Origin of the sequence: Streptomyces aquilus (genome assembly GCF_003955715.1) — a bacterium.
Classification (GTDB): domain Bacteria; phylum Actinomycetota; class Actinomycetes; order Streptomycetales; family Streptomycetaceae; genus Streptomyces; species Streptomyces aquilus.
Window position 1 is genome coordinate 5,661,848 of record NZ_CP034463.1, and the last position, 18,073, is coordinate 5,679,920.

At 70.6% G+C, this 18,073-nt stretch carries 13 protein-coding genes; 6 read left to right on the top strand and 7 right to left on the bottom strand.

From position 1 onward, the window contains the following. Nucleotides 1-157: 157 nt before the first annotated feature. Nucleotides 158-1,906, bottom strand: coding sequence for a SpoIIE family protein phosphatase (locus tag EJC51_RS25970; protein ID WP_244362849.1), 1,749 nt, complete (start codon nt 1,904-1,906; stop codon nt 158-160). A 133-nt stretch (nt 1,907-2,039) separates the two neighbouring features. Further along, nucleotides 2,040-2,552 (bottom strand): DUF5994 family protein, encoded by a 513-nt coding sequence (locus EJC51_RS25975; protein WP_126273287.1) that lies wholly within the window; start codon nt 2,550-2,552, stop codon nt 2,040-2,042. Between the two features lie 304 nt (nt 2,553-2,856). Here EJC51_RS25975 and EJC51_RS25980 point away from each other — a divergent pair, with 304 nt between their 5' ends. Together EJC51_RS25980 and EJC51_RS25985 are read left to right on the top strand one after the other, a co-directional pair. After that, nucleotides 2,857-3,462: a DUF5994 family protein gene (locus EJC51_RS25980; protein WP_126273288.1), complete on the top strand. Its 606-nt coding sequence runs from the start codon at nt 2,857-2,859 to the stop codon at nt 3,460-3,462. Nucleotides 3,463-3,467: 5 nt separating this feature from the next. Continuing rightward, nucleotides 3,468-3,704 carry a hypothetical protein gene (locus EJC51_RS25985; RefSeq protein WP_126273289.1) on the top strand — a complete coding sequence of 79 codons (237 nt, stop codon included), beginning with the start codon at nt 3,468-3,470 and terminating at the stop codon, nt 3,702-3,704. Nucleotides 3,705-3,767: 63 nt separating this feature from the next. Here EJC51_RS25985 and EJC51_RS25990 read toward each other — a convergent pair whose 3' ends face one another. From EJC51_RS25990 to EJC51_RS26005, 4 genes are read right to left on the bottom strand one after another with little or no spacing between them, the layout of a single operon-like run. Beyond that, nucleotides 3,768-4,502 (bottom strand): GAF and ANTAR domain-containing protein, encoded by a 735-nt coding sequence (locus EJC51_RS25990; RefSeq protein ID WP_126273290.1) that lies wholly within the window; start codon nt 4,500-4,502, stop codon nt 3,768-3,770. Nucleotides 4,503-4,514: 12 nt separating this feature from the next. Continuing rightward, nucleotides 4,515-5,369: an ANTAR domain-containing protein gene (locus EJC51_RS25995; protein ID WP_126273291.1), complete on the bottom strand. Its 855-nt coding sequence runs from the start codon at nt 5,367-5,369 to the stop codon at nt 4,515-4,517. 25 nt (nt 5,370-5,394) lie between these two features. Continuing rightward, nucleotides 5,395-7,269 (bottom strand): CheR family methyltransferase, encoded by a 1,875-nt coding sequence (locus EJC51_RS26000; protein WP_126273292.1) that lies wholly within the window; start codon nt 7,267-7,269, stop codon nt 5,395-5,397. Next, on the bottom strand, nt 7,269-7,868 hold the full coding sequence (locus EJC51_RS26005; RefSeq protein ID WP_126273293.1) for a chemotaxis protein CheB: 600 nt from the start codon (nt 7,866-7,868) through the stop codon (nt 7,269-7,271). Before EJC51_RS26005 ends, EJC51_RS26000 begins: the two co-directional genes overlap by 1 nt. A gap of 297 nt (nt 7,869-8,165) precedes the next feature. Between EJC51_RS26005 and EJC51_RS26010 the strand changes: the two genes are divergently transcribed. From EJC51_RS26010 to EJC51_RS26020, 3 genes are all read left to right on the top strand, one after another. Further along, nucleotides 8,166-8,564, top strand: a complete 399-nt coding sequence (locus tag EJC51_RS26010) for an STAS domain-containing protein (protein ID WP_126273294.1) — start codon at nt 8,166-8,168, stop codon at nt 8,562-8,564. Nucleotides 8,565-8,860: 296 nt separating this feature from the next. Then, nucleotides 8,861-10,210, top strand: coding sequence for an extracellular catalytic domain type 1 short-chain-length polyhydroxyalkanoate depolymerase (locus EJC51_RS26015; RefSeq protein WP_126273295.1), 1,350 nt, complete (start codon nt 8,861-8,863; stop codon nt 10,208-10,210). A gap of 139 nt (nt 10,211-10,349) precedes the next feature. After that, nucleotides 10,350-13,172: a glycoside hydrolase family 2 TIM barrel-domain containing protein gene (locus EJC51_RS26020; protein ID WP_244362851.1), complete on the top strand. Its 2,823-nt coding sequence runs from the start codon at nt 10,350-10,352 to the stop codon at nt 13,170-13,172. Nucleotides 13,173-13,281: 109 nt separating this feature from the next. Here the strand turns inward: EJC51_RS26020 and EJC51_RS26025 are convergent, their stop codons facing one another. Further along, nucleotides 13,282-15,972: an RICIN domain-containing protein gene (locus EJC51_RS26025; protein ID WP_126273296.1), complete on the bottom strand. Its 2,691-nt coding sequence runs from the start codon at nt 15,970-15,972 to the stop codon at nt 13,282-13,284. 408 nt (nt 15,973-16,380) lie between these two features. Between EJC51_RS26025 and EJC51_RS26030 the strand changes: the two genes are divergently transcribed. Next, the gene (locus EJC51_RS26030) at nt 16,381-17,961 is read left to right on the top strand and encodes a peptide-N4-asparagine amidase (protein WP_425276846.1); all 1,581 of its coding nucleotides are present in this window, start codon (nt 16,381-16,383) and stop codon (nt 17,959-17,961) included. The last annotated feature ends 112 nt before the right edge of the window (nt 17,962-18,073 follow it).

The window sequence follows — 18,073 nt, forward strand, 5'->3', positions numbered from 1 at the left end:
CCGGCCGCCGGCGGCAGCCGGCCCCGCCGCGACCGCCCCACCGGTCCGGGCACCACCAGAGGTCGGATCACCGACCATGGCGCCGCGCTCGGCGTCCTGCCGGTGAGCCGCTTGGACAGCGGGACCACCGAAGCGCTGCGGTCCTGGGGGTCCCCGGTCACGGCGTCGGCAGACGCAGGGCGAGGAGGGCCACGTCGTCGGTGCTGCCGGGCGGCATACGGGCGAGCAGCTGGTCGCACAGTGTGTCCAGTGGCGCGTGGGCGAGCGCCAGGGCATGGCGGCGCAGCCGGTCCAGGCCGGTGCCGAGGTCGCTGCCGGGGATCTCGATCAGGCCGTCGGTGTAGAGCAGCAGGGTGGAGCCCGGTGGCAGGGGGTGGGTGGCGTTCGGCCGGCTCTCGCCGGTGCCCACGGGGGCGCCGAGGACCAGTCCCTGTCCGGCTTCGAGGTACTGCGCGTGTCCTCCGGGGGTCAGGAGGAGGGGCGGCGGATGTCCGGCGCTGGTCCACCGCAGTGTCCACGGTCCGGCCTGCGAGGGGCCTTCGACCCGGGCGAGGACGAGGGTGGCCATGGGGACGGTGGTGATGGCGGGCATGGCGTCGTCGAGACGGTCGACGACGGCGCCGGGAGGCCCGGTGTGGTCCCAGGCCAGGGCGCGCAGGATGCCGTGCAGTTGCGCCATCCCGGCCGCCGCGGTCAGGTCGTGGCCCACGACGTCGCCGATGACCAGCATCAGGGTGCCGTCCTTCAGCTCGAACGCGTCGTACCAGTCGCCGCCGACCTGGGAACCGGCCGGGGCGGGCTGGTAGCGGGCGGCCAGCCGCAGACGGCCGGGCTGGGGCAGCGGGGCGAGCAGGTTGTGCTGCATGGCCTCGGCGACGGCGCGCTGGCGGCCGAACCGCCGTGCGTTGTCGATGACCAGGCCGACCCGGCGGCCGATGTCGCTCACCACCTCCAGGTCCTCGGCGTCGAAGGGGTGCGCCGGGTCGGTGCGCACCAGCGTCAGGGCGCCGGTGATCTGCCGCTTCGAGCCGAGCGGGACCGTGATGGCGGACGTCGCGCGCACTGTCCGCAGGAAGTGGCTGTGGACGGCGGCCAGGGGCGAGCCGGGCGGTGCCGCCGTCTCCGCCGTCTCCGCCGCGTCCCGCTCGCTGTGCAGCACGGGATCGCCTCCCCGCAGCACCTGGACAAGAGGTGAGCGGTCGGCCGCCCCCGTCTCGGGGAGGCGCTCCCGCCCGCCTTCCAGCCCGGCGGCCCGGCCCGCGGGACCGGTCACCGCCACCCGGTGGACCTTCCCGGAACCGGTCCGGAGGTCCACCGCCGCCCAGTCGGCGAGGCGGGGAACCAGCAGGCGGCCCAGCCGGGCGAGGGCCTCGTCGGTCTCCAGGGTCTGGCCCAGTACGTCGGTGATCTCCGCGACCAGCGTCAGCCGCTCGGTGAGGTCCTCCAGGGCACTCGTGTAGGCCGCGCGTTCCCGGCCCGCGGTGCGGTCGCCCGTGATGTCGGTGAACAGCACGGCCATGCCCTGGTAGGAGCCGCCGACCGTGAGAGGGGAAGCGGACCAGGAGATCGTGACCAGGCGCCCGTCACCGCGCAGATGGTTGTCGCCCTCACCGCGCGCGGCGGCTCCCGTGGCCAGCGCGTGCAGGAGCGGGCACCGCTCCCGCAGGAGCGCGCCGCCGTCCGTGTCCCGGTGCAGCAACTCGTGCGCGTCCTTGCCGTGCATCGCGGCGGCGGCCCGGCCCAGCAGCCGTTCGGCGGCCGGGTTGACGGCGAGGATCCGTCCGGCCGGGTCGACCACCATCAGGGCCGTGCTCAGCTGCTCGACGACCTGGCGCCAGAAACCCGACGCGGCTGCGGCCGGCCGCGACGGCTCCTCACCTCCCGCACCGGGCACCGCGTTCTGCACTACGCCGCCCTCCAGTGACGGCGGCCTCCCTCCGAAGGCCGCGGGCGCATCAGCATCAGGGGAACCGACACCTCTGTCACCCATGGTCCCCTGTGAGGAACCCGCTCGCACGGTCGGCACGAGGACCTGGTCGTCAGGGCGCGCAGGCAACCGCATCGCGAAGCAGGCCAGGTCGGCGACGAAGAGCACGGGGCCGAATCGCGGTCGCGGGCATCGACGGGCCGGCGTCGGCGCTCGCGGTGGTCATCAGCCGTGCGGCCGAGGGGGCGTCGGTCTCCGGGGGAATCACCAGGAGGTTCCAGCGGCCCGCGGAGTAGGACAGCAGAACGATCCGGTGCCGATCCAGCTCAGAGGTGAGCCAACCGACCTTCACCACATGGCCGTTGACGACGAGCCTGGGCGGGAGGTTCGGCCAGTGGCGGGGGTTGAGCGCGACCCGGGTGATCCGCCCCCACAGCGGGTCCAGCACGTCCGCCAAGGCGGAGAGCTCGCCCGCCAGGTCGCGGGAGCGGGGCCACCAGGCGCCGTCCAGTTCGGCGCGCCCCGCGGACGGGCTCTCGGACCCCTCGGACCTCAGCGCGAGGCGCGCCGTCGGGGCCCTGAAGGGAACGGCTCGTAGCGGGGGATGAGAGGTGGTCGCGGACATGGTGCGAAACCTGTCTCCGGACTGCCGTGCGGGGCAGTGGCCCGGCGTCGTCGCTCACCGGGAACGACACCGGCATCGGGGCCGAGGTGCGAAATGCTCCCGGTGAGTTCACGCTACTCCCCGAAGGTCCCGGGCGCAGGCGCGTGGGGCCGCTTCTCCCTTGGCCGTACGATCCGTTGGGCCTGTCCGAGGAGTAGGCTGGAACCACCGAGGATTCTTCGCGCACCGGCTTCCAGGCTCGTGTCGTTTTCGGCGATTGAATACGCCGGGCCGGTTGCGGTCGGCCCGGGGCAGGGTTCGCGTCATGACTGCGACCATTTCCCTCCCGCCGACAGCCGAAGCCGAAGCCGACGACCGTTCGTCCTCAGCGTCCTCTCTCCGTCTGTCGCTGGCTCCCGCCGGTCCCGCACCGGCTCTGCTGGACGGCGCATGGTGGCCCCGCTCCCGCGACCTCGGGGCCGAACTCCCCTCCCTGGCCGCCGTACTGGACCCGCTGTGGGGGCGGATCACCCGCGTCACGGTGAATCCCACCCACTGGCCGGTCGTTCCGCGCAAGGTGCCGGTCGCCGGGCACGTGGTGAAGGTGGGCTGGTTCCTGGCCGAGCAGGACCCGCACGAACTGATGTTGCTCTCGTACCGCACAGGCCGCTGGAACCTCCTGGTGGTCCCGCCCCAGACGACCCCCGTCTCGGCCGCCTGGCTGATGGCCGCCGCGAGCGACCCACTGGGCACATCGACCGCGAGCCGGTTGATGGAGGAGGCGGCGCGCCGGCGGACGGTGTACGAGGCCGAGCGGTCCGTGGAAGAGGTCTGGGACTCCGAAGGAGGCCATGAGGCCCGCGATCCGGCCGTACGTCCCCCGGTCCCGACCGTGACCGCCGCGATGCCGCGTCAGCCGATGGGAAGGTGAGGACCGTGGAGACGTTCGTGACCGTGATCGTGATCCTCGCGATGATCGCCCTCGGCGTGCTGCTCATCCACCTGCTCAACTCGCAGCACAGCGACCGCATGGCCGCCTTCCACTACGGCCGCTCCGGGATGCCCGTCCCAGGCCCGGCCGCGGCCCGGCGGAAGGCCCACGGCTGGGCGAGAGTGAGCGGCGCCGCAGGTCGCCGTAACCGCCGCGACGACGGCGCCCACCGCCCGAACTGACAGCACCGGCGCACGCTCACACCGGCGGGCGGTGAGCTGTGGACGTGCGCGTCTTCTGTCTCGTCACAGCCGGGGATCCAGCAGCGCGGGATCGGCGCGTCCCTCGACGATCTCGCGTGCCACGTCGTGCACCGGCCGCTGGTGTGAGCGGGCGTGGCCGCGCAGCAGCGTGAAGGCGTCGTCCATGGTCAGGGACAGACGGGTCGCCAGGATGCCCTTCGCCTGCTCGATGACGACGCGGCTGGTCAGGGCCAGCTCGAGCTGTGCGTTCAGGGTCCGGCTGCGGTCGGCCTCCCCCGCCCGCTCCAGGGCTATGGCGGTGAAGTCGGCCATCGACTGGCCGAGCGCCAGTGCGTCCGGCGAGAACGGACCTTGTCGACCGGACAGCAGGACCAGCGCACCGGTCGTCCCGGCGGGGCCCCGCAGCGGGAGGGCCGCCACGCGTGCGTAACCCAGTTCCAGAGCCCGAGGGGCGTAGTGCGGCCAGCGCTGTCTGGCCGGGCGGCCGTCGAGGGCGGCCTGGACCGGAGGCCGGCGGCCACGGTGGCAGTCGTGGCCAGGCCCTTCGCGCCGTTCGGACGCGTCGTGTTCCATGCGCGAGACCTTGGGGTCGGAGCCGGCGACCTCGACCTCCGCGCGCTCGCCGGGGGCGAACACCACGCCCGCGGCACGGACGCCGAGCAGGGACGGGCTGCGGGTCGCGAGGACCGCGAGGGTGCCGGAGACGTCCAGGGGACCGTCCCTCGTGCCGCCGGCCAGTGCGACGAATGCGTCGGCCAGTCGCTGCTGCGACGTCATGATCTCTCTTCCTCAGCTGGTTCTCGGATGTCCGTGCACGATCCGCCGGGCGATCACCTCGGTGGACACCTCCTCCGCGAACGCCCGGGCCTTGATGAGGGCCAGGGCGTCGCCGACGGTGCAGCCTTCCCGGACGGAGAGCACCCCTGCCGCCTGGTGCACAAGGTCCCGGTGGTCGGTTCCGCCGTAGAGTTCCGGGTCGGCGTCCGGGCCCAGGAGCACGATCCGGGCCAGGGCTCCGGCGACCTCGCCGAGGACGCCGGAGCCCACGAGGCCGGGCTCCGGGCCGAACACCGTCAGCGCCCCGATGCAGCCGCCTTCGGTGTCCAGGGGGACGGCGGCCACCGAGGCGATGCCCAGATGAGTCAGGGCGGGGCCGTAGGCGGGCCAGCGCTTTCTGATCACCGGCCCCGACGCGAGGATCAGGCAGTGGCCCGACACCGCGTCCCGGGCCGGGCCCTCGCCGAGCACGTACTCCAGGTCCTGGGCGGCGCGGGACCGCTCGTCCGACACGGCGACCGCGAGCTGGTCGCGGGCGGAGTCGACCAGGGTGAGCGCCGCGCTGCCCGTCCCGCACGCTTCCGCGACGCCGGTCATGAACCGGGGCGGGGTGCCCTGCGCCTCGGCCCACTCGGCGGTACGGCGGGCGAACGCCTCCTGGAGCCGTGCCGAGGAGCGATGGCACGCGGCCGACCGGCGGTGTGCCGCGGCGATGTGCGAGTGGAACTCGCGGCCCGTTTCCTCCGCCAGACGTTCATGACGCTCGGCGGACGTGTCGGCGCGGTCTGCGCGCTCCCGCGCCCGGGCGGCGCGACCGCGTGCGACCGCGGCCAGGTCGCGGGGGTCCTCACGCCCCTGCCGGTTCATGCTCGAAGCGTACGCGGCAGCGGGGTCAGCCGGAGTCGTTGTCGCGGCTTTCCTCCATCATCAGCACGACGCCTCCGTTGTGGCCGTCGAACGGCGAGCAGAACACGTCGCAGGTGAGGGGCCGGCCGATGCGGCTGAGGGCCTCGACGCCGACCGGCCCGGAGCGCTTGCGGGTTTCCAGGCACGTCTGCACCACGGGTTGCAGTACCTCGGTGGGCAGGCCGAAGTCCAGGTCGAAGAACCGCTTGTCGATCACCTCGTCCGCGCGCAGCCCCCACATGTCGACGGCGCCCCGGTTCCAGCTACGGACCTTCAGACTGCTGTCCAGTACCACCACGCCCGCCGCGATGCTGGTCAGCACGGCTTCCAGGAACGCCTTGGCCTCGTCCAGTTCCTCACCGCGGATGCGCAGTTCGTCGTTCATGGTCTCCAGTTCCTCGTTGCCGGACTGGAGTTCTTCGTTGGTGGTCTCCAACTCCTCGTTCGTCGACTGGAGTTCCTCGTTGGTGGTCTCCAACTCCTCGATGCTGGACTGGAGTTCCTCGTTGGTGGTCTCCAGTTCCTCGTTGGTGGACTGGAGTTCCTCGTACGCCGTCTCCAGGTCCTCGCGCACCCGTTTGACCTCGGCCTGCAAATGGGTGGACACCGTGACGTCGCTGAAGGAGATCAGGGTGGCGACATGCAGGCCGGTGGGGGCGGCGAGCGGCTGGATGAGGATGTCGAAGTACTGGATCTCCTCGCCCGTCCTCCGCTCGGCTCTGGGCACCCTGAGGGTCCGGCGCTCGTGCGTGGACTGGTCGATCAGCGAGCGGAGCTCGACCGGCCGGTAGGAGATCTCCAGATCCTGGAAAGGGCGGCCGATGTCGGTGGCGGTCAGACCGAACTGCATCCGCGCCTGGCTGTTGACCACCACGACGGTCCCGTCGCCGTCGACGGCGATCGACGGGGTGGGCCCGGCGTCGAGGGTGAGGTCACGCAGCTGCCGGGTACGGGCGACCGAGTGCAGTTCGACACCCGGACCGGTCCTGAGCTTCACGGGAGCCGGGTGGTAGGGCAGTTCCGCGTCGCCCGCGCGGCGCCGGAAGATCCGCTGCCGCATGCTCAGCACATCGAAGCGTTCGGCGTCGTTCAGCAGCATCTCGGCCTTGCCGAGGAAGAGGAAAGCGCCCTTGTGCAGGGCGAAGTGGAAGCGGTCGACGATCTTGGTCTGGGCTTCGACGTTGAAGTACATCAGAGTGTTGCGGCACACGAGCAGGTCGAGCCGGGAGATCGGGGCGTCCTGGGTGATGTCGTGCCGGCCGAAGATCACCCGGCGGCGCAGGTCGGGGCGGAAGCCGAACTGCGCGCCGTTCTGACCGCTCTGCTCGAAGTACTTGTCGCGCAGCTCGGCGGGGAGCGGTTCCAGGGACTTCGCCGTGTACAGTCCCGACCGCGCCTGGCGCAGGGCCTCCTCGTCGATGTCCGTGGCGTAGATCTTCACGCGGCGCAGGCACTCCTCGGTGCCGAGCGCTTCCGCGAACATGATGGCCAGCGAGTACGGCTCCTCGCCGGTGGAGCAGCCCGCGCTCCACACTCTGATCTCCTGCTCCGGCGCGAGATCCGCGATGAGTTCGGGGATGACCTCCCGCTGGAGGAGCGTCCAGGCGTCCGGGTCGCGGAAGAAGGACGTGACATTGATCAGGATCGTGTTGAAGAGAGCGCCGAATTCGTCAGCGCTGGTCTCCAGGAGGTCCTGGTAGTCCGCATAGGAACGCACACCCATGTCGGTCATGCGTTTGTGGATGCGCCGGCCCAGGGTGGAGCGCTTGTACCCCGTGAAGTCGAAGCCGCGGGCATCCCTGAGGAAGACGAGCAGTTCCTCCAGCGCCTCGTCGGTCTCGGCGTCCTGCGGTTCGCCCATCACTGTCCTCTGGCCTCGACGAGTCCCCGGATGACCGCGGGGATCTCCTCAAGGGGTAGCACGTAGTCGACGGCTCCCGTGTCCACCGCCGCCTGCGGCATTCCTTTGAACTCGGCCGTCAACGGGTCCTGGGCGAGTACGGTGCCGCCGCGCGACTTGACCGCGTCCAGCCCCATCGCGCCGTCTCTGCCGGTGCCGGTGAGCACGCAGGCGATCGCCCGCGGTCCGTAGGCGGCGGCGACCGATTCGAAGAGGAGGTCGGCGGAGGGACGTACGAAGTGGACGAGCTCGGTGCGGGACAGTGCCAGGACGCCGTCGGAGCCGACGAGGAGGTGCCGGTCCGGAGGGGCGATGTACACCGTCCCGGGCAGCGCCCGCTCTCCGTCCTCGGCGAGCTTGACCATCAGGTCGGTGCGGCGGGAGAGGACCTCGGCGATCACGGTCCGGTGCCGGGGGTCGAGGTGCTGGACGACCAGCACCGGCACCGGCAGATCCGGGCCCAGGGCCCCCAACAGCGCGATCAGTCCCTGGACGCCGCCGGCGGACGATGCGACAGCGACGATGGCGTATTGGTCCTCGGGGGACGGGTCAGCCGTCACATGGCGAGCCTAGCGGAACCGGGGCCGTGTGGTGAGGGCGCGCGGCCTCGGGTGGACGGGCGGCGAGACCGTACCCGTCAGCTCCCGGCCGGGAATGTCAAGCTCTTTCGACGGGGACAACCCGAAGGAGTGGACGGTGTCCTGCCGGAACCGTTCCTCGCTTCGTGGGCGGCACCCCCCTGCATAGGATCGTCTTACTAACTTCGTCGCCCTTGCTCCCGGTGGCCGTGGACCTCTGTCGTCGCCCGCCACTGAAGTCCGAGGCGGGCAACCCACCGAACGCACGGTGATGCCGTCATGCCCCGGGACACCACACCCGCCACCGCTCCGCCGCCACTCCGCCCCGTCCGCGTCTATCGAACGCGTGGACACACGGTTGTCGAACTCCACGGGGAGATCGACATAGCCGCCGCCGTGCACATCACTCCGGTACTGGACGCGGTGACGGACGGCCCGGCCCCCCTGGTCGTGATCGATCTCGGCCCCGTCGAGTTCCTGGACTGCTTCGGCCTGACGCTGCTGTGCCGGGCTCGTCGAAGGGTCCGGGAGCGGGGCGGACGCCTGTCGCTCGTCTGCCCCCAGCCCGGCATCAGGAAGATCCTCGGGATCGTGGGACTCACCGCGGCATTCGCCCCGGCAACCACCCTGGGCGAAGCCCTCGCACGGGCGGGTCGGCGTTGCGGGGGTCGACGGTAGAGGCTGCCGGTGAACAGCGCGTCCCACATCCGCACGCCGGTGCCGTCGGTCTGGCCGTCCCGATGACCGGTGGCCCCGTGTCGAACTGTCGAAGCGCTTCACCAGACAACTCACGCTAATGGGAACTCTGTGGCGAAACAAGAGGCGTGAAGGCAGCACCGCCTTGCTTCTCCCGGGCATTGACACCGCATCCAGAGCGATGGGAGCGTCGAAGCGCTCCACCAACTCGGGTGCCGCTGCCTCCTCTTGAGGACTGTGCCTGCCCCTCCGCGCCGGATTCCAGAAAGGACAGCGTCATGTCCCGGAAGTCCAGGAAGAGAAGCGTCAGGGATGTACTCGTAGCCCTGCTGACGGGGATTGCGCCGCTGATCGCGGCGCTCGTACTGACCGGTGCCTCGGCCACCACCGCATCGGCCGCGTCACTGACCGAGGTCACCGGCTTCGGCAGCAACCCCGGAAACCTGCGGATGTACGTCTACAGGCCCGACAGCGCTCCGGCACGTCCGGCGGTGGTGGTGGCAGTGCACTACTGCACCGGCACGGGGCCCACGTTCTACGCCAACTCGGAGTTCGCCGGTTTGGCCGACCAGTACGGGTTCATCGTCGTCTACCCGGACGCGAACGTCAGCGGACAGTGCTTCGACGTCTCCTCGCCCCAGGCGCTCAGGCATGACGGGGGCAGTGACCCCACGAGCATCGCCCAGATGGTCCGGTACACCCTGCGGAACATGAACGCCGACCCCGGCCGGGTCTACGTCACCGGCGTCTCGTCCGGCGCGATGACGACCAACGTCCTGCTCGGCGACTACCCCGACCTGTTCAAGGCCGGCTCGGCGTTCATGGGTGTGCCGTTCGGCTGCTTCGCCACCACCGACGGCTCCGGCTGGAACACCGACTGCGCCACCGGCAAGATCACCAAGACCCCGCAGGAGTGGGGCGACCTCGTCCGGGGCGCCTACCCCGGGTACACCGGCCCCCGGCCGCGGATGCAGCTGTGGCACGGTACCGAGGACGAAGCGCTGTACTACCCGAACCTCGGTGAAGAGATCAAGCAGTGGACCAATGTGCTCGGGGTGAGCCAGACCCCGGTCCTCACCGACTCCCCGCAGTCCAACTGGACCCGCACCCGCTACGGCTCCACCGGCGCGCAGCCACCGGTCGAGGCGAACAGCTTCCAGGGTGTCGGGCATTCCCTGCCCGGAAGCGGTATGGCGGCCCGGGCCATCACCTTCTTCGGACTCGACGGCGGGACCGGCGGGACCACGACGGGTCCGCTCCACACCACCGGTTCCGGCAAGTGCCTTGACGTGCCCGGCTTTTCGCAGACCAACGGCACCCAGACGCAGATCTGGGACTGCAACGGCGGCACGAACCAGACCTGGACCCGCACGTCGACCAAGCAGCTCACCGTCTACGGCGGTGCGAAGTGCCTCGACGCGACCGGCACCGCGGCCGGCACCGAAGTCGTGATCTGGGACTGCAACGGCGGCACCAACCAGCAGTGGAACATCAACTCCGACGGCACCGTCACCGGCGTCCAGTCGGGGTTGTGCCTGGACGTCAGCGGCGGCGCCACGGCCAACGGCACAGCGGTACAGCTGTGGAACTGCAACGGCGCCGGCAACCAGCGATGGGGCCTCGGCTGACACCACCGCCGTAAGCGACTTCGGCGTGCCGACCGGGCCCGTCGGCCACCTCGCACGTCCCTGCCATCCCCCACTCGTCGGCCACCTCGCACGTCCCTGCCATCCCCCACTCGTCGGTTCCTTGAAGGCTGGAGATGTCATGCATTTGTCACGCCGTGGCGTTCTGATCCTGGGCGCCGCCGCCGGCGCCGCCGTCGGGGGCCTTCCCACGGGCTCGGCCCGGGCCGCCGGGACGGCCGGCGGAACGGACGCGTCCACCCGCACCGAGCGCCTGTATCTGTCCGGAGAGGACGCCGACCACCCGGTCGACTGGGACTTCCTGTGCACCAGCGGGCGGCGCAGCGGCAGTTGGGGCAGCATCCCGGTTCCGTCCAACTGGGAGTTCCACGGATACGGCACCTACAACTACGGGTGGAATCTGCGCCCGGAGGAGAAGGGCCGCTACCGGCACACCTTCACGCCCCCCGCCCACTGGCGTGACAGACGCGTCTTCCTCGTCTTCGAAGGGTCGATGACCGAGACCGAGGCGTGGCTCAACGGCGAGCCGGCCGGGCCCGTCCACCGTGGCGGCTTCTACCGGTTCCGCCACGAGGTGACCGGAAAGCTGCTTCCGGGCCAGGACAACCTCCTGGAGGTGACGGTCAGCAAGGAGTCCACCGACGACTCCGTCAACCGGGCCGAACGCCTGGGCGACTACTGGAACTTCGGCGGCATCTACCGCCCCGTCCACGTGGAGGCGTTCCCGCTCCAGCACGTCGAGCGCATCGCCGTCGACGCCCGCGCCGACGGCACCCTGCGGATCGACGCCCATCTGTCGGGTACCGGTACCGCCGACCGGCTCGTCGGGCAGGTCACCGACCTCTCCGGGCGCCCGGTCGGCGCCCCGTTCACCGCGGCCGTCGCTCCCGGCGACACGACGGTGACCCTCACCACCGCTGTCGACTCGCCCCGGCAGTGGACGGCGGAGACCCCGCACCTCTACCGCGTCGAGGTCGCGCTCCGCGCCGGCGACGACCGCATCGTCCACCGCGTCGAGGAGAGATTCGGCTTCCGCACCGTCGAGGTGCGCCCCGGCGACGGCGTGTACGTCAACGGCGTCAAGATCCTACTCAAGGGAGCCAACCGGCACACCATCTGGCCCACGTCCGGCCGGGCGACCAGCGCGCGCATCAGCCGCAAGGACATCCTCCTGATGCGGGAGATGAACATGAACGCGGTCCGGATGTCCCACTACCCGCCGGACGCGCACTTCCTCGACCTCGCCGACGAACTCGGGCTGTACGTGCTCGACGAACTGGCCGGCTGGCAGAAGTCCTACGACGAGGCGGCGGGCAGGCCCCTCGTCGCCGAGATGGTCACCCGTGACGTCAACCATCCGTCGATCCTGTTCTGGGACAACGGCAACGAAGGCGGCTGGAACACCGCCCTCGACGGCGACTACGCCCGCCACGACCCCCAGCGGCGCGCCGTCCTCCACCCCTGGGCGAACTTCGGCGGCATCAACACCGACCACTACGAGACGTACGACAGCACGCGCCGCATCCTCCAGGAACAAGGCGACGTCTTCATGCCCACCGAGTTCCTCCACGGCCTCTACGACGGCGGCGCCGGCGCGGGCCTCGACGACTACTGGAAGCTGATGGGCCGTGAACGGCTCTCCGCCGGCGGCTTCCTGTGGTCACTGATCGACGAGGGCATCGTGCGCGACGACCTCGGCGGCACCGTCGACGTGGCGGGCAACGCCGCACCCGACGGCATCCTCGGCCCCTTCCGTGAGAAGGAGGCCAGCTTCTACACGATCAAGGACATCTGGTCTCCCGTACAACTCGCCGAGCCGGAGCGGTTCACCTCCGGCCTGCCGGACGACTTCGACGGGCGGATCGGCCTCGCCAACCACTACGCCTTCACCAACACCCGCACGTGCCGGTTCACTTGGCGGCTCCTGGACTTCCGCACCCCGTCGCAGCGGCGGGACGGCCACACGGTGCGCGCCGAGGGCACCGCCTCCGCGCCGGACATCGGGCCCGGCGCGCAAGGAATGCTGCGCCTGCCCCTGCCGTCCGGCTGGCGACGCGCCGACGCCGTCGCGCTCACCGTCACGGACGCCGACGGCCGCGAGATCCGCGGCTGGACCTGGACCGTCACCTCCGCCGCCGACCAGGCCCGACGGCTGGTACGGACGGGCCCGGGACCAGCCGTACGCGGCCGGCTCGCGGACAGCACGCTCACCCTCGTAGCCCGCCACACCACGGTCAGGCTCGACGCCACGACGGGCCTGCTGGCCGGCGTCACCCATCGGGAGAGTGACTTCGCGCTGTCCCGCGGCCCGCTGCCCACCACCGGAACGGCCGATCTCACCCGCCTGACGCACGGGCCCGACAGCAACGGTTACACGGTGGAGGCCGAGTACTCCGGCGTGCTGCGCCACGTCCGGTGGCGTCTGCACCCCAGCGGCTGGCTTCAGTTGGACTACCGCTACCACCTCACCGGCGAGCACGACCTCTTCGGCGTCGGCTTCGACCATCCCGAATCACAGGTCACCGGCGTGACATGGCTCGGCCACGGACCCCACAGGGTGTGGAAGAACCGCCTGCGCGGCGTCGCGACGGACGTCTGGACGAAGCAGTACAACGACACCGCGACCGGTGCCGACGGCTGGGTGTACCCGGAGTTCAAGGGCTACCACGCGGGCGTGCGCTGGGCGTCCCTGCACACCACCGCCGGACGACTGACCGTGGTCGGCGAGGACGACAGCCTCTACCTGCGCCTCTTCACCCCCCGGTTCGGCCCCGACCCCCGCCACACCGCGCCGCCCTTCCCGAAGGGCGATCTCTCCTTCCTCGACGCCATCCCGGCGATCGGCACCAAGTTCGACCCGCCGGCCGCCCTCGGCCCCAGCGGCGCCCCCACCACGGCGACGGGCGACTACGCCCGCACCCTGTACTTCTCGTTCTCCGAATAGCCCGACCAATAGCCCGACCAATAGTCCGACCACCCACATCGGCAAGGGAGGCCCTCGATGACGGCGGGGCCGCAGGCGGTTGTGCCCGCGGCCCCGCCGGGGTGGTGCGTCAGGACGGGTCGCCGTACTGGAGACCGCGTCCGTTGGTGCCGACGTACACCCGGCCGTAGGTGTCGGGGTCGCCGGTGATCACGCCGCTGCCGCTGATGTTGCCCCACTGGTGGGCGTCGTCGTTGACGCGGAGCCAGGTGGCGCCCTTGTCGGTGGAGCGGAAGACGCCGGTGACGTCCTTGACGGTGCCGATCATGTACAGGGCCTGGTAACTGGTGCCCGGCTTGGCCTTGCCGAAGCCGAGGGCGGAGGCGGACTTCACCGAGTTGAGCGTGGTGAAGCTGCGGCCGCCGTCGGTGGAGTGCAGCAGACCCTTGTCACCGCCGGAGATCCACAGGTCCCCGGCGACACCGGGAACGGCGGTGAGCCGGCCGGAGGGCAGGTTGCCGGCCCGCGCGGCGAAGGTCGCCCCGCCGTCGGTGCTGGCGTAGAGCGTGCCGCCGGACAGGGAGTAGAAGGTGTTGGCCGAGGAGCGGTCGGCGACCACCACGGCGTCGTTGCCCAGACCGCCGACCCGCGACCAGCTCGCCCCCTTGTCGGTCGAGCGGTACGGGGCCTGCCCGGCCTCGGTCCACACGATGGTGGAACCGTCCGCCGCGAGCGCGATACGGCCGTCCTGGGCACTGGCCACCGGCTCCGCCTTGAAGCCGGTCCAGGTGCTGCCGCCGTCGGTGGAGTAGGCGCCGTCCTGCGCGCCGCCACGGCCGACGCGGACCATCATCGAGGGCTTGGCCTGGGCGAAGTCGATGTCGGTGCTGTTGGCCATCATCGGGTTGCTCAGCCGTCCGGAGGGCACCTTGGTCAGGTCGTCGTGCCGGAAGCCGCCCTGGTCGCCCATGGAGGTGATGACGGTGGCGCCACCGGGCGGGGCGATCGCGTCCATCAGCGCGGTCTCCTCCAGTCCTCGGGCGCCGGTGCTCCAGTGGCTGGTGCCGCCGCTGTCGGAGGCGTTGGCGTCGGTGCTGCGCAGGATGCCGTTGCCGGTGCCGTACAGCACGTGCCCGGAGTCGAACGGGTCGATGGCCAGGGCGGTCATCCAGTGCCCGGTGTGGGTGCCGACGTACGGGGCGGCGGCGGCGCTGCGCTGCGACTTGTCGGCCAGGGCCTTCCAGGTGTTGCCGCCGTCGGTGCTCCGGTAGATCTCGTCCTCGGGATACCAGCGGTCGAGGGTGGTGACCATCACCGTGGACGGCTTGCGCGGGTCGACGGCCAGACCGGAGAACCCGTAACCGCCCTGGGACGGGGAGATGTTCTTCCACGCCCCGCTGCCCGGCGTGTACTTCCACACCGAACCGGCCGTCACGCCGTTGGGCCCCAGCTTGTCGGTGTACGTCAGGTACAGCGAACCGTCACCGGAGAGCACGCCGTGCTGCGGCAGCTGGCCGGTGGGCTGCCCGGAGACGGCCTGCCAGCTGGCGCCGCCGTCGGTGGAGCGGTACAGGGAGGTGGACTTGTCACCGACACCGACGTAGACCGTCTTGCTGCCGGCCGGGCCGTACGTCACGAAGGCGATGCCGCCGCCGCTGCCCGCCCCGTCCTTGACGGGGAACGAGGAGACCTGACTCCATGTCACGCCGTGGTCGGTGCTGCGCCACAGGCCGTTCTTGCGGGTGCCGAGGAGAAGGTTGGCGTTGTTCGCGGGGTCGATCACCAGCCGCTCGCCCGCCCCGCGGCCGTCCTCGTTGGCGCCCAGCTTGAAGGGCAGGTCGGTGCGCTTGAAGGTGCGGCCCTTGTCGGTGGAGCGCAGGATCGCGCCGTTGCCCGCCCAGTCGTTGGTGTAGGTGCCCGCGGAGAGGTAGAGCCGGTTGGGGTCGACGGGGTCGGTGGCCACCGAGTCGATGCCCAGCAGGTTCCAGTCCTTCTCACTGACCCAGTCGGTCAGCGGGATCCACTGCTCGGCCGCGGCGTCCCAGCGGTAGGCGCCACCCATGTCGGTACGGGCGTACAGCAGCCCCTTCTCCTTCTGGTTGAACACCAGCCCGGTGACGTAACCGCCGCCCACGACCTGGGCGTTCTTCCACCGGTACGGTCCGGACGCGGCCGTGGTCTGCTCCCCACCGGTCCCGGTCCCGGTCCCGGTCCCGGTACCGCTGCCGGTCGCCGGGGCCTCGGCCATCTTCACCAGCTTCCACTGCTGGTTGGTGCTGCCGTGGCCGGGATACTGGATGACGGCCGCGCCCTGGGCCGTGGAGCCCCCGGAGACGTCCAGGACCTGGCCGCTCCTGCGGGAGGTGAGGGTGACGGCGTCGGAACCGCTCACCTGGTCGATCCGCCACTCCTGCGAGGTGGCCGAACTGTCGGTCTGCTGCTCGGCGGCGGCCGCCTTGGCGGTCGAATTGCCCGCTATGCCAAGCACCTTGCCGCTGTTGCGGTTCACCAGCTCGTAGTAGCCGTCGCCGGTGGCCTTCAGCTTCCACTGCTGGTTGGCGGTGCTCTGGTCGGTGTATTGCTGGATACGGGTGCCGTCGGCGGTGGAGAAGGAACTGACGTCCAGCACCTTGCCGCTGCGCACGGAGACCAGCCGGTAGTAGGCGCCGGCGTCGACCGTCGCGGCCTGCGAGTCCTCCTGCACGAACAGGAGATACGGCACGACGACGGCGGGCGCGCCGACCAGCAGGGCGGTGGCGGTCCAGCGACGGCGGTGGCGCCCGCGGCGCCCGCGGCGCCCGCCGTTCGTGGGGTTGTCCATAAGGGGGTGTTCTCCTTGTGTGCTGTCACCTGAGGAAAGCCGGATCACGGCCGCCGGGACCGGCCGGATCCGCTCTCTTGTGGTCACAGACTCCTCATGGGGTTGCCTTGATCCGCGATCTTTTTCGAGTCGAGTGCCGCTTCGGTGTGGTGCGGTGCGTCCGGACTGCCATCGGCTGTTCGGCGCGGGGTCGGGAACAGGACGCGATGATCAGAACTCCGTCGGGAGGGGACCCACGAGGTGACACTCGGGAGCCGGGCTTCGCCGGTGACTGAGTTACGGGTGTGTGGCTGCTTGGTCGGTGAACGGACAGGAATCGGTCAACACCTTTCCATCTCCTCTTGGCCGGGGCCGGCACAGGCCTGTTCACTGCGCCGTATGCGACACAGGAAACCCATGAGATCCCTGATCCGCCCGAGACGGACGGCCACCGTGCTGACCGGCGCGCTTACCGCACTCGGCCTGTCCCTGGGAACAGCCGCCGCGGACACGGTGCCGGCGGAGTTCGGGACCGACTACCACGACCCGGTGACCGCCGCCCCGGCCATCTCGACGCCGCACACCAAGTCGTGTTCGGTCACGATCGCCCAGGCGCAGTTCAAGGACTTCACCCCCTACACCGGCACCTACACGCCGCCCACCGGCTGCGGCACCCCCGGCCGCTGGTCCAAGGTCGTGCTGCGGATGGACGGAAGCGTGAAGGGACGGCAATACGACCGGCTCGGCTATCTGGACATCGGAGGCGTACAGGTCTTCCGTACGTCGACGCCCGAGCCCTCGCAGGACGGGATCAACTGGTCCGTCGAGAAGGACGTGACCGAGTACGAGAAGACGCTGAGCAGCGCACAGTCGGTCGACATGCTCATAGGCAACGTTGTCAACGACACCTACACCGGCGTGCTCGACGTCAAGGTGACCCTCACCTTCTACGCCCCCGAGCCCGGCCGCACACCCTCCGCCCCCGACCGGGTCATCCCCCTCAGCGACGGCGACAGCGTGACGACCGGCGCCTCGCTGACCACCCCACGCAACTCCACGCGGATTCTCGCCGAGGTGTACGCCACCGGCTCGGGCGGCGGCTGTGAGGAGTTCTGGTACTCGGTGGTCACGCCGTCCGCGTCGTACTCCTGCGAGGGCGGGGACGACGGTCCGTACCGCGAGGTGCGAGTGAGCATCGACGGGAAGGTCGCCGGAATCGCCTCGCCGTATCCGAACGTGTGGACCGGCGGCTGGTCGCCCTATCTGTGGTCGGTGATCCCCGCCCCACACGCCTTCGACGTACGGCCGCTGGAGTTCGACCTGACTCCGTTCGCCGGCCTGCTCAACGACGGCAGAGCGCACAAGGTCGACGTGTCGGTGGCCGGGGTGCCGAGCGGCCAGACGGGGTGGAGCGCGCCGACGAACATCCTGGTGTGGCAGGACGCGCACAAGTCGGTGGTGACGGGCGCCGTGACGTCGTACAGGAAGGCGGATCCGGAGGTGAACAACACCTACACCGACGGTTCGCTGCGCCACCTGGTGACCGCCGGCAAGGACCGGTTGAAGGTCACCGGCTACCTGGACACCTCCCACGGCCGGGTCACGACGACGGTCGAGCGAACAGTCACGAGCGCGATCGACCACCAGTGGACGCCGGACGAGAACACCGACGACCAGACCGGCACGTGGACCGACGACCAGACCGTGACCACCAACGGGCACGTCTCCCGCACCGACCGCACCTACACGCTCGACGGCCGCGCCACCATCGACGCGACCAACCGCCTGCGCGTCATCATGTCCGTCACCGACCGAGCCCACCTCGGCGCCACCCGCATCGACGACACCTACCAGGGAGACGCCACCTTCACCCTCGGCGTCGCCCGCGAGGACCGGCACGCGGTGGCCACGACCAGCGAGCGCTACCGGCTCCGGGCTCCCGGCGCGTGCTACGACCACACGCTCGCGACCGAGCAAGGGGTGCTGACGAAGGACGCACGCGGCTGCTGACCCCGCACTCAGCCCTTGGCACGCAGTGGCTCCATGCTGCCGCGAAGCGGCGGAACCTTGTCGACGAGATCGGACGGCCGCTCCCCTTCTGGGGGACGGCCGACGATACGGC

Bases quoted from the DNA above. Each gene is read 5' to 3' on its own strand.
- EJC51_RS26010 (WP_126273294.1), top strand. From the start codon at position 8,166: ATGCCCCGGGACACCACACCCGCCACCGCTCCGCCGCCACTCCGCCCC.
- EJC51_RS26000 (WP_126273292.1), bottom strand. From the start codon at position 7,269: ATGGGCGAACCGCAGGACGCCGAGACCGACGAGGCGCTGGAGGAACTG.
- EJC51_RS25975 (WP_126273287.1), bottom strand. From the start codon at position 2,552: ATGTCCGCGACCACCTCTCATCCCCCGCTACGAGCCGTTCCCTTCAGG.
- EJC51_RS25995 (WP_126273291.1), bottom strand. From the start codon at position 5,369: ATGAACCGGCAGGGGCGTGAGGACCCCCGCGACCTGGCCGCGGTCGCA.
- EJC51_RS26020 (WP_244362851.1), top strand. From the start codon at position 10,350: ATGCATTTGTCACGCCGTGGCGTTCTGATCCTGGGCGCCGCCGCCGGC.
- EJC51_RS26015 (WP_126273295.1), top strand. From the start codon at position 8,861: ATGTCCCGGAAGTCCAGGAAGAGAAGCGTCAGGGATGTACTCGTAGCC.
- EJC51_RS26025 (WP_126273296.1), bottom strand. From the start codon at position 15,972: ATGGACAACCCCACGAACGGCGGGCGCCGCGGGCGCCGCGGGCGCCAC.
- EJC51_RS25980 (WP_126273288.1), top strand. From the start codon at position 2,857: ATGACTGCGACCATTTCCCTCCCGCCGACAGCCGAAGCCGAAGCCGAC.
- EJC51_RS25990 (WP_126273290.1), bottom strand. From the start codon at position 4,502: ATGACGTCGCAGCAGCGACTGGCCGACGCATTCGTCGCACTGGCCGGC.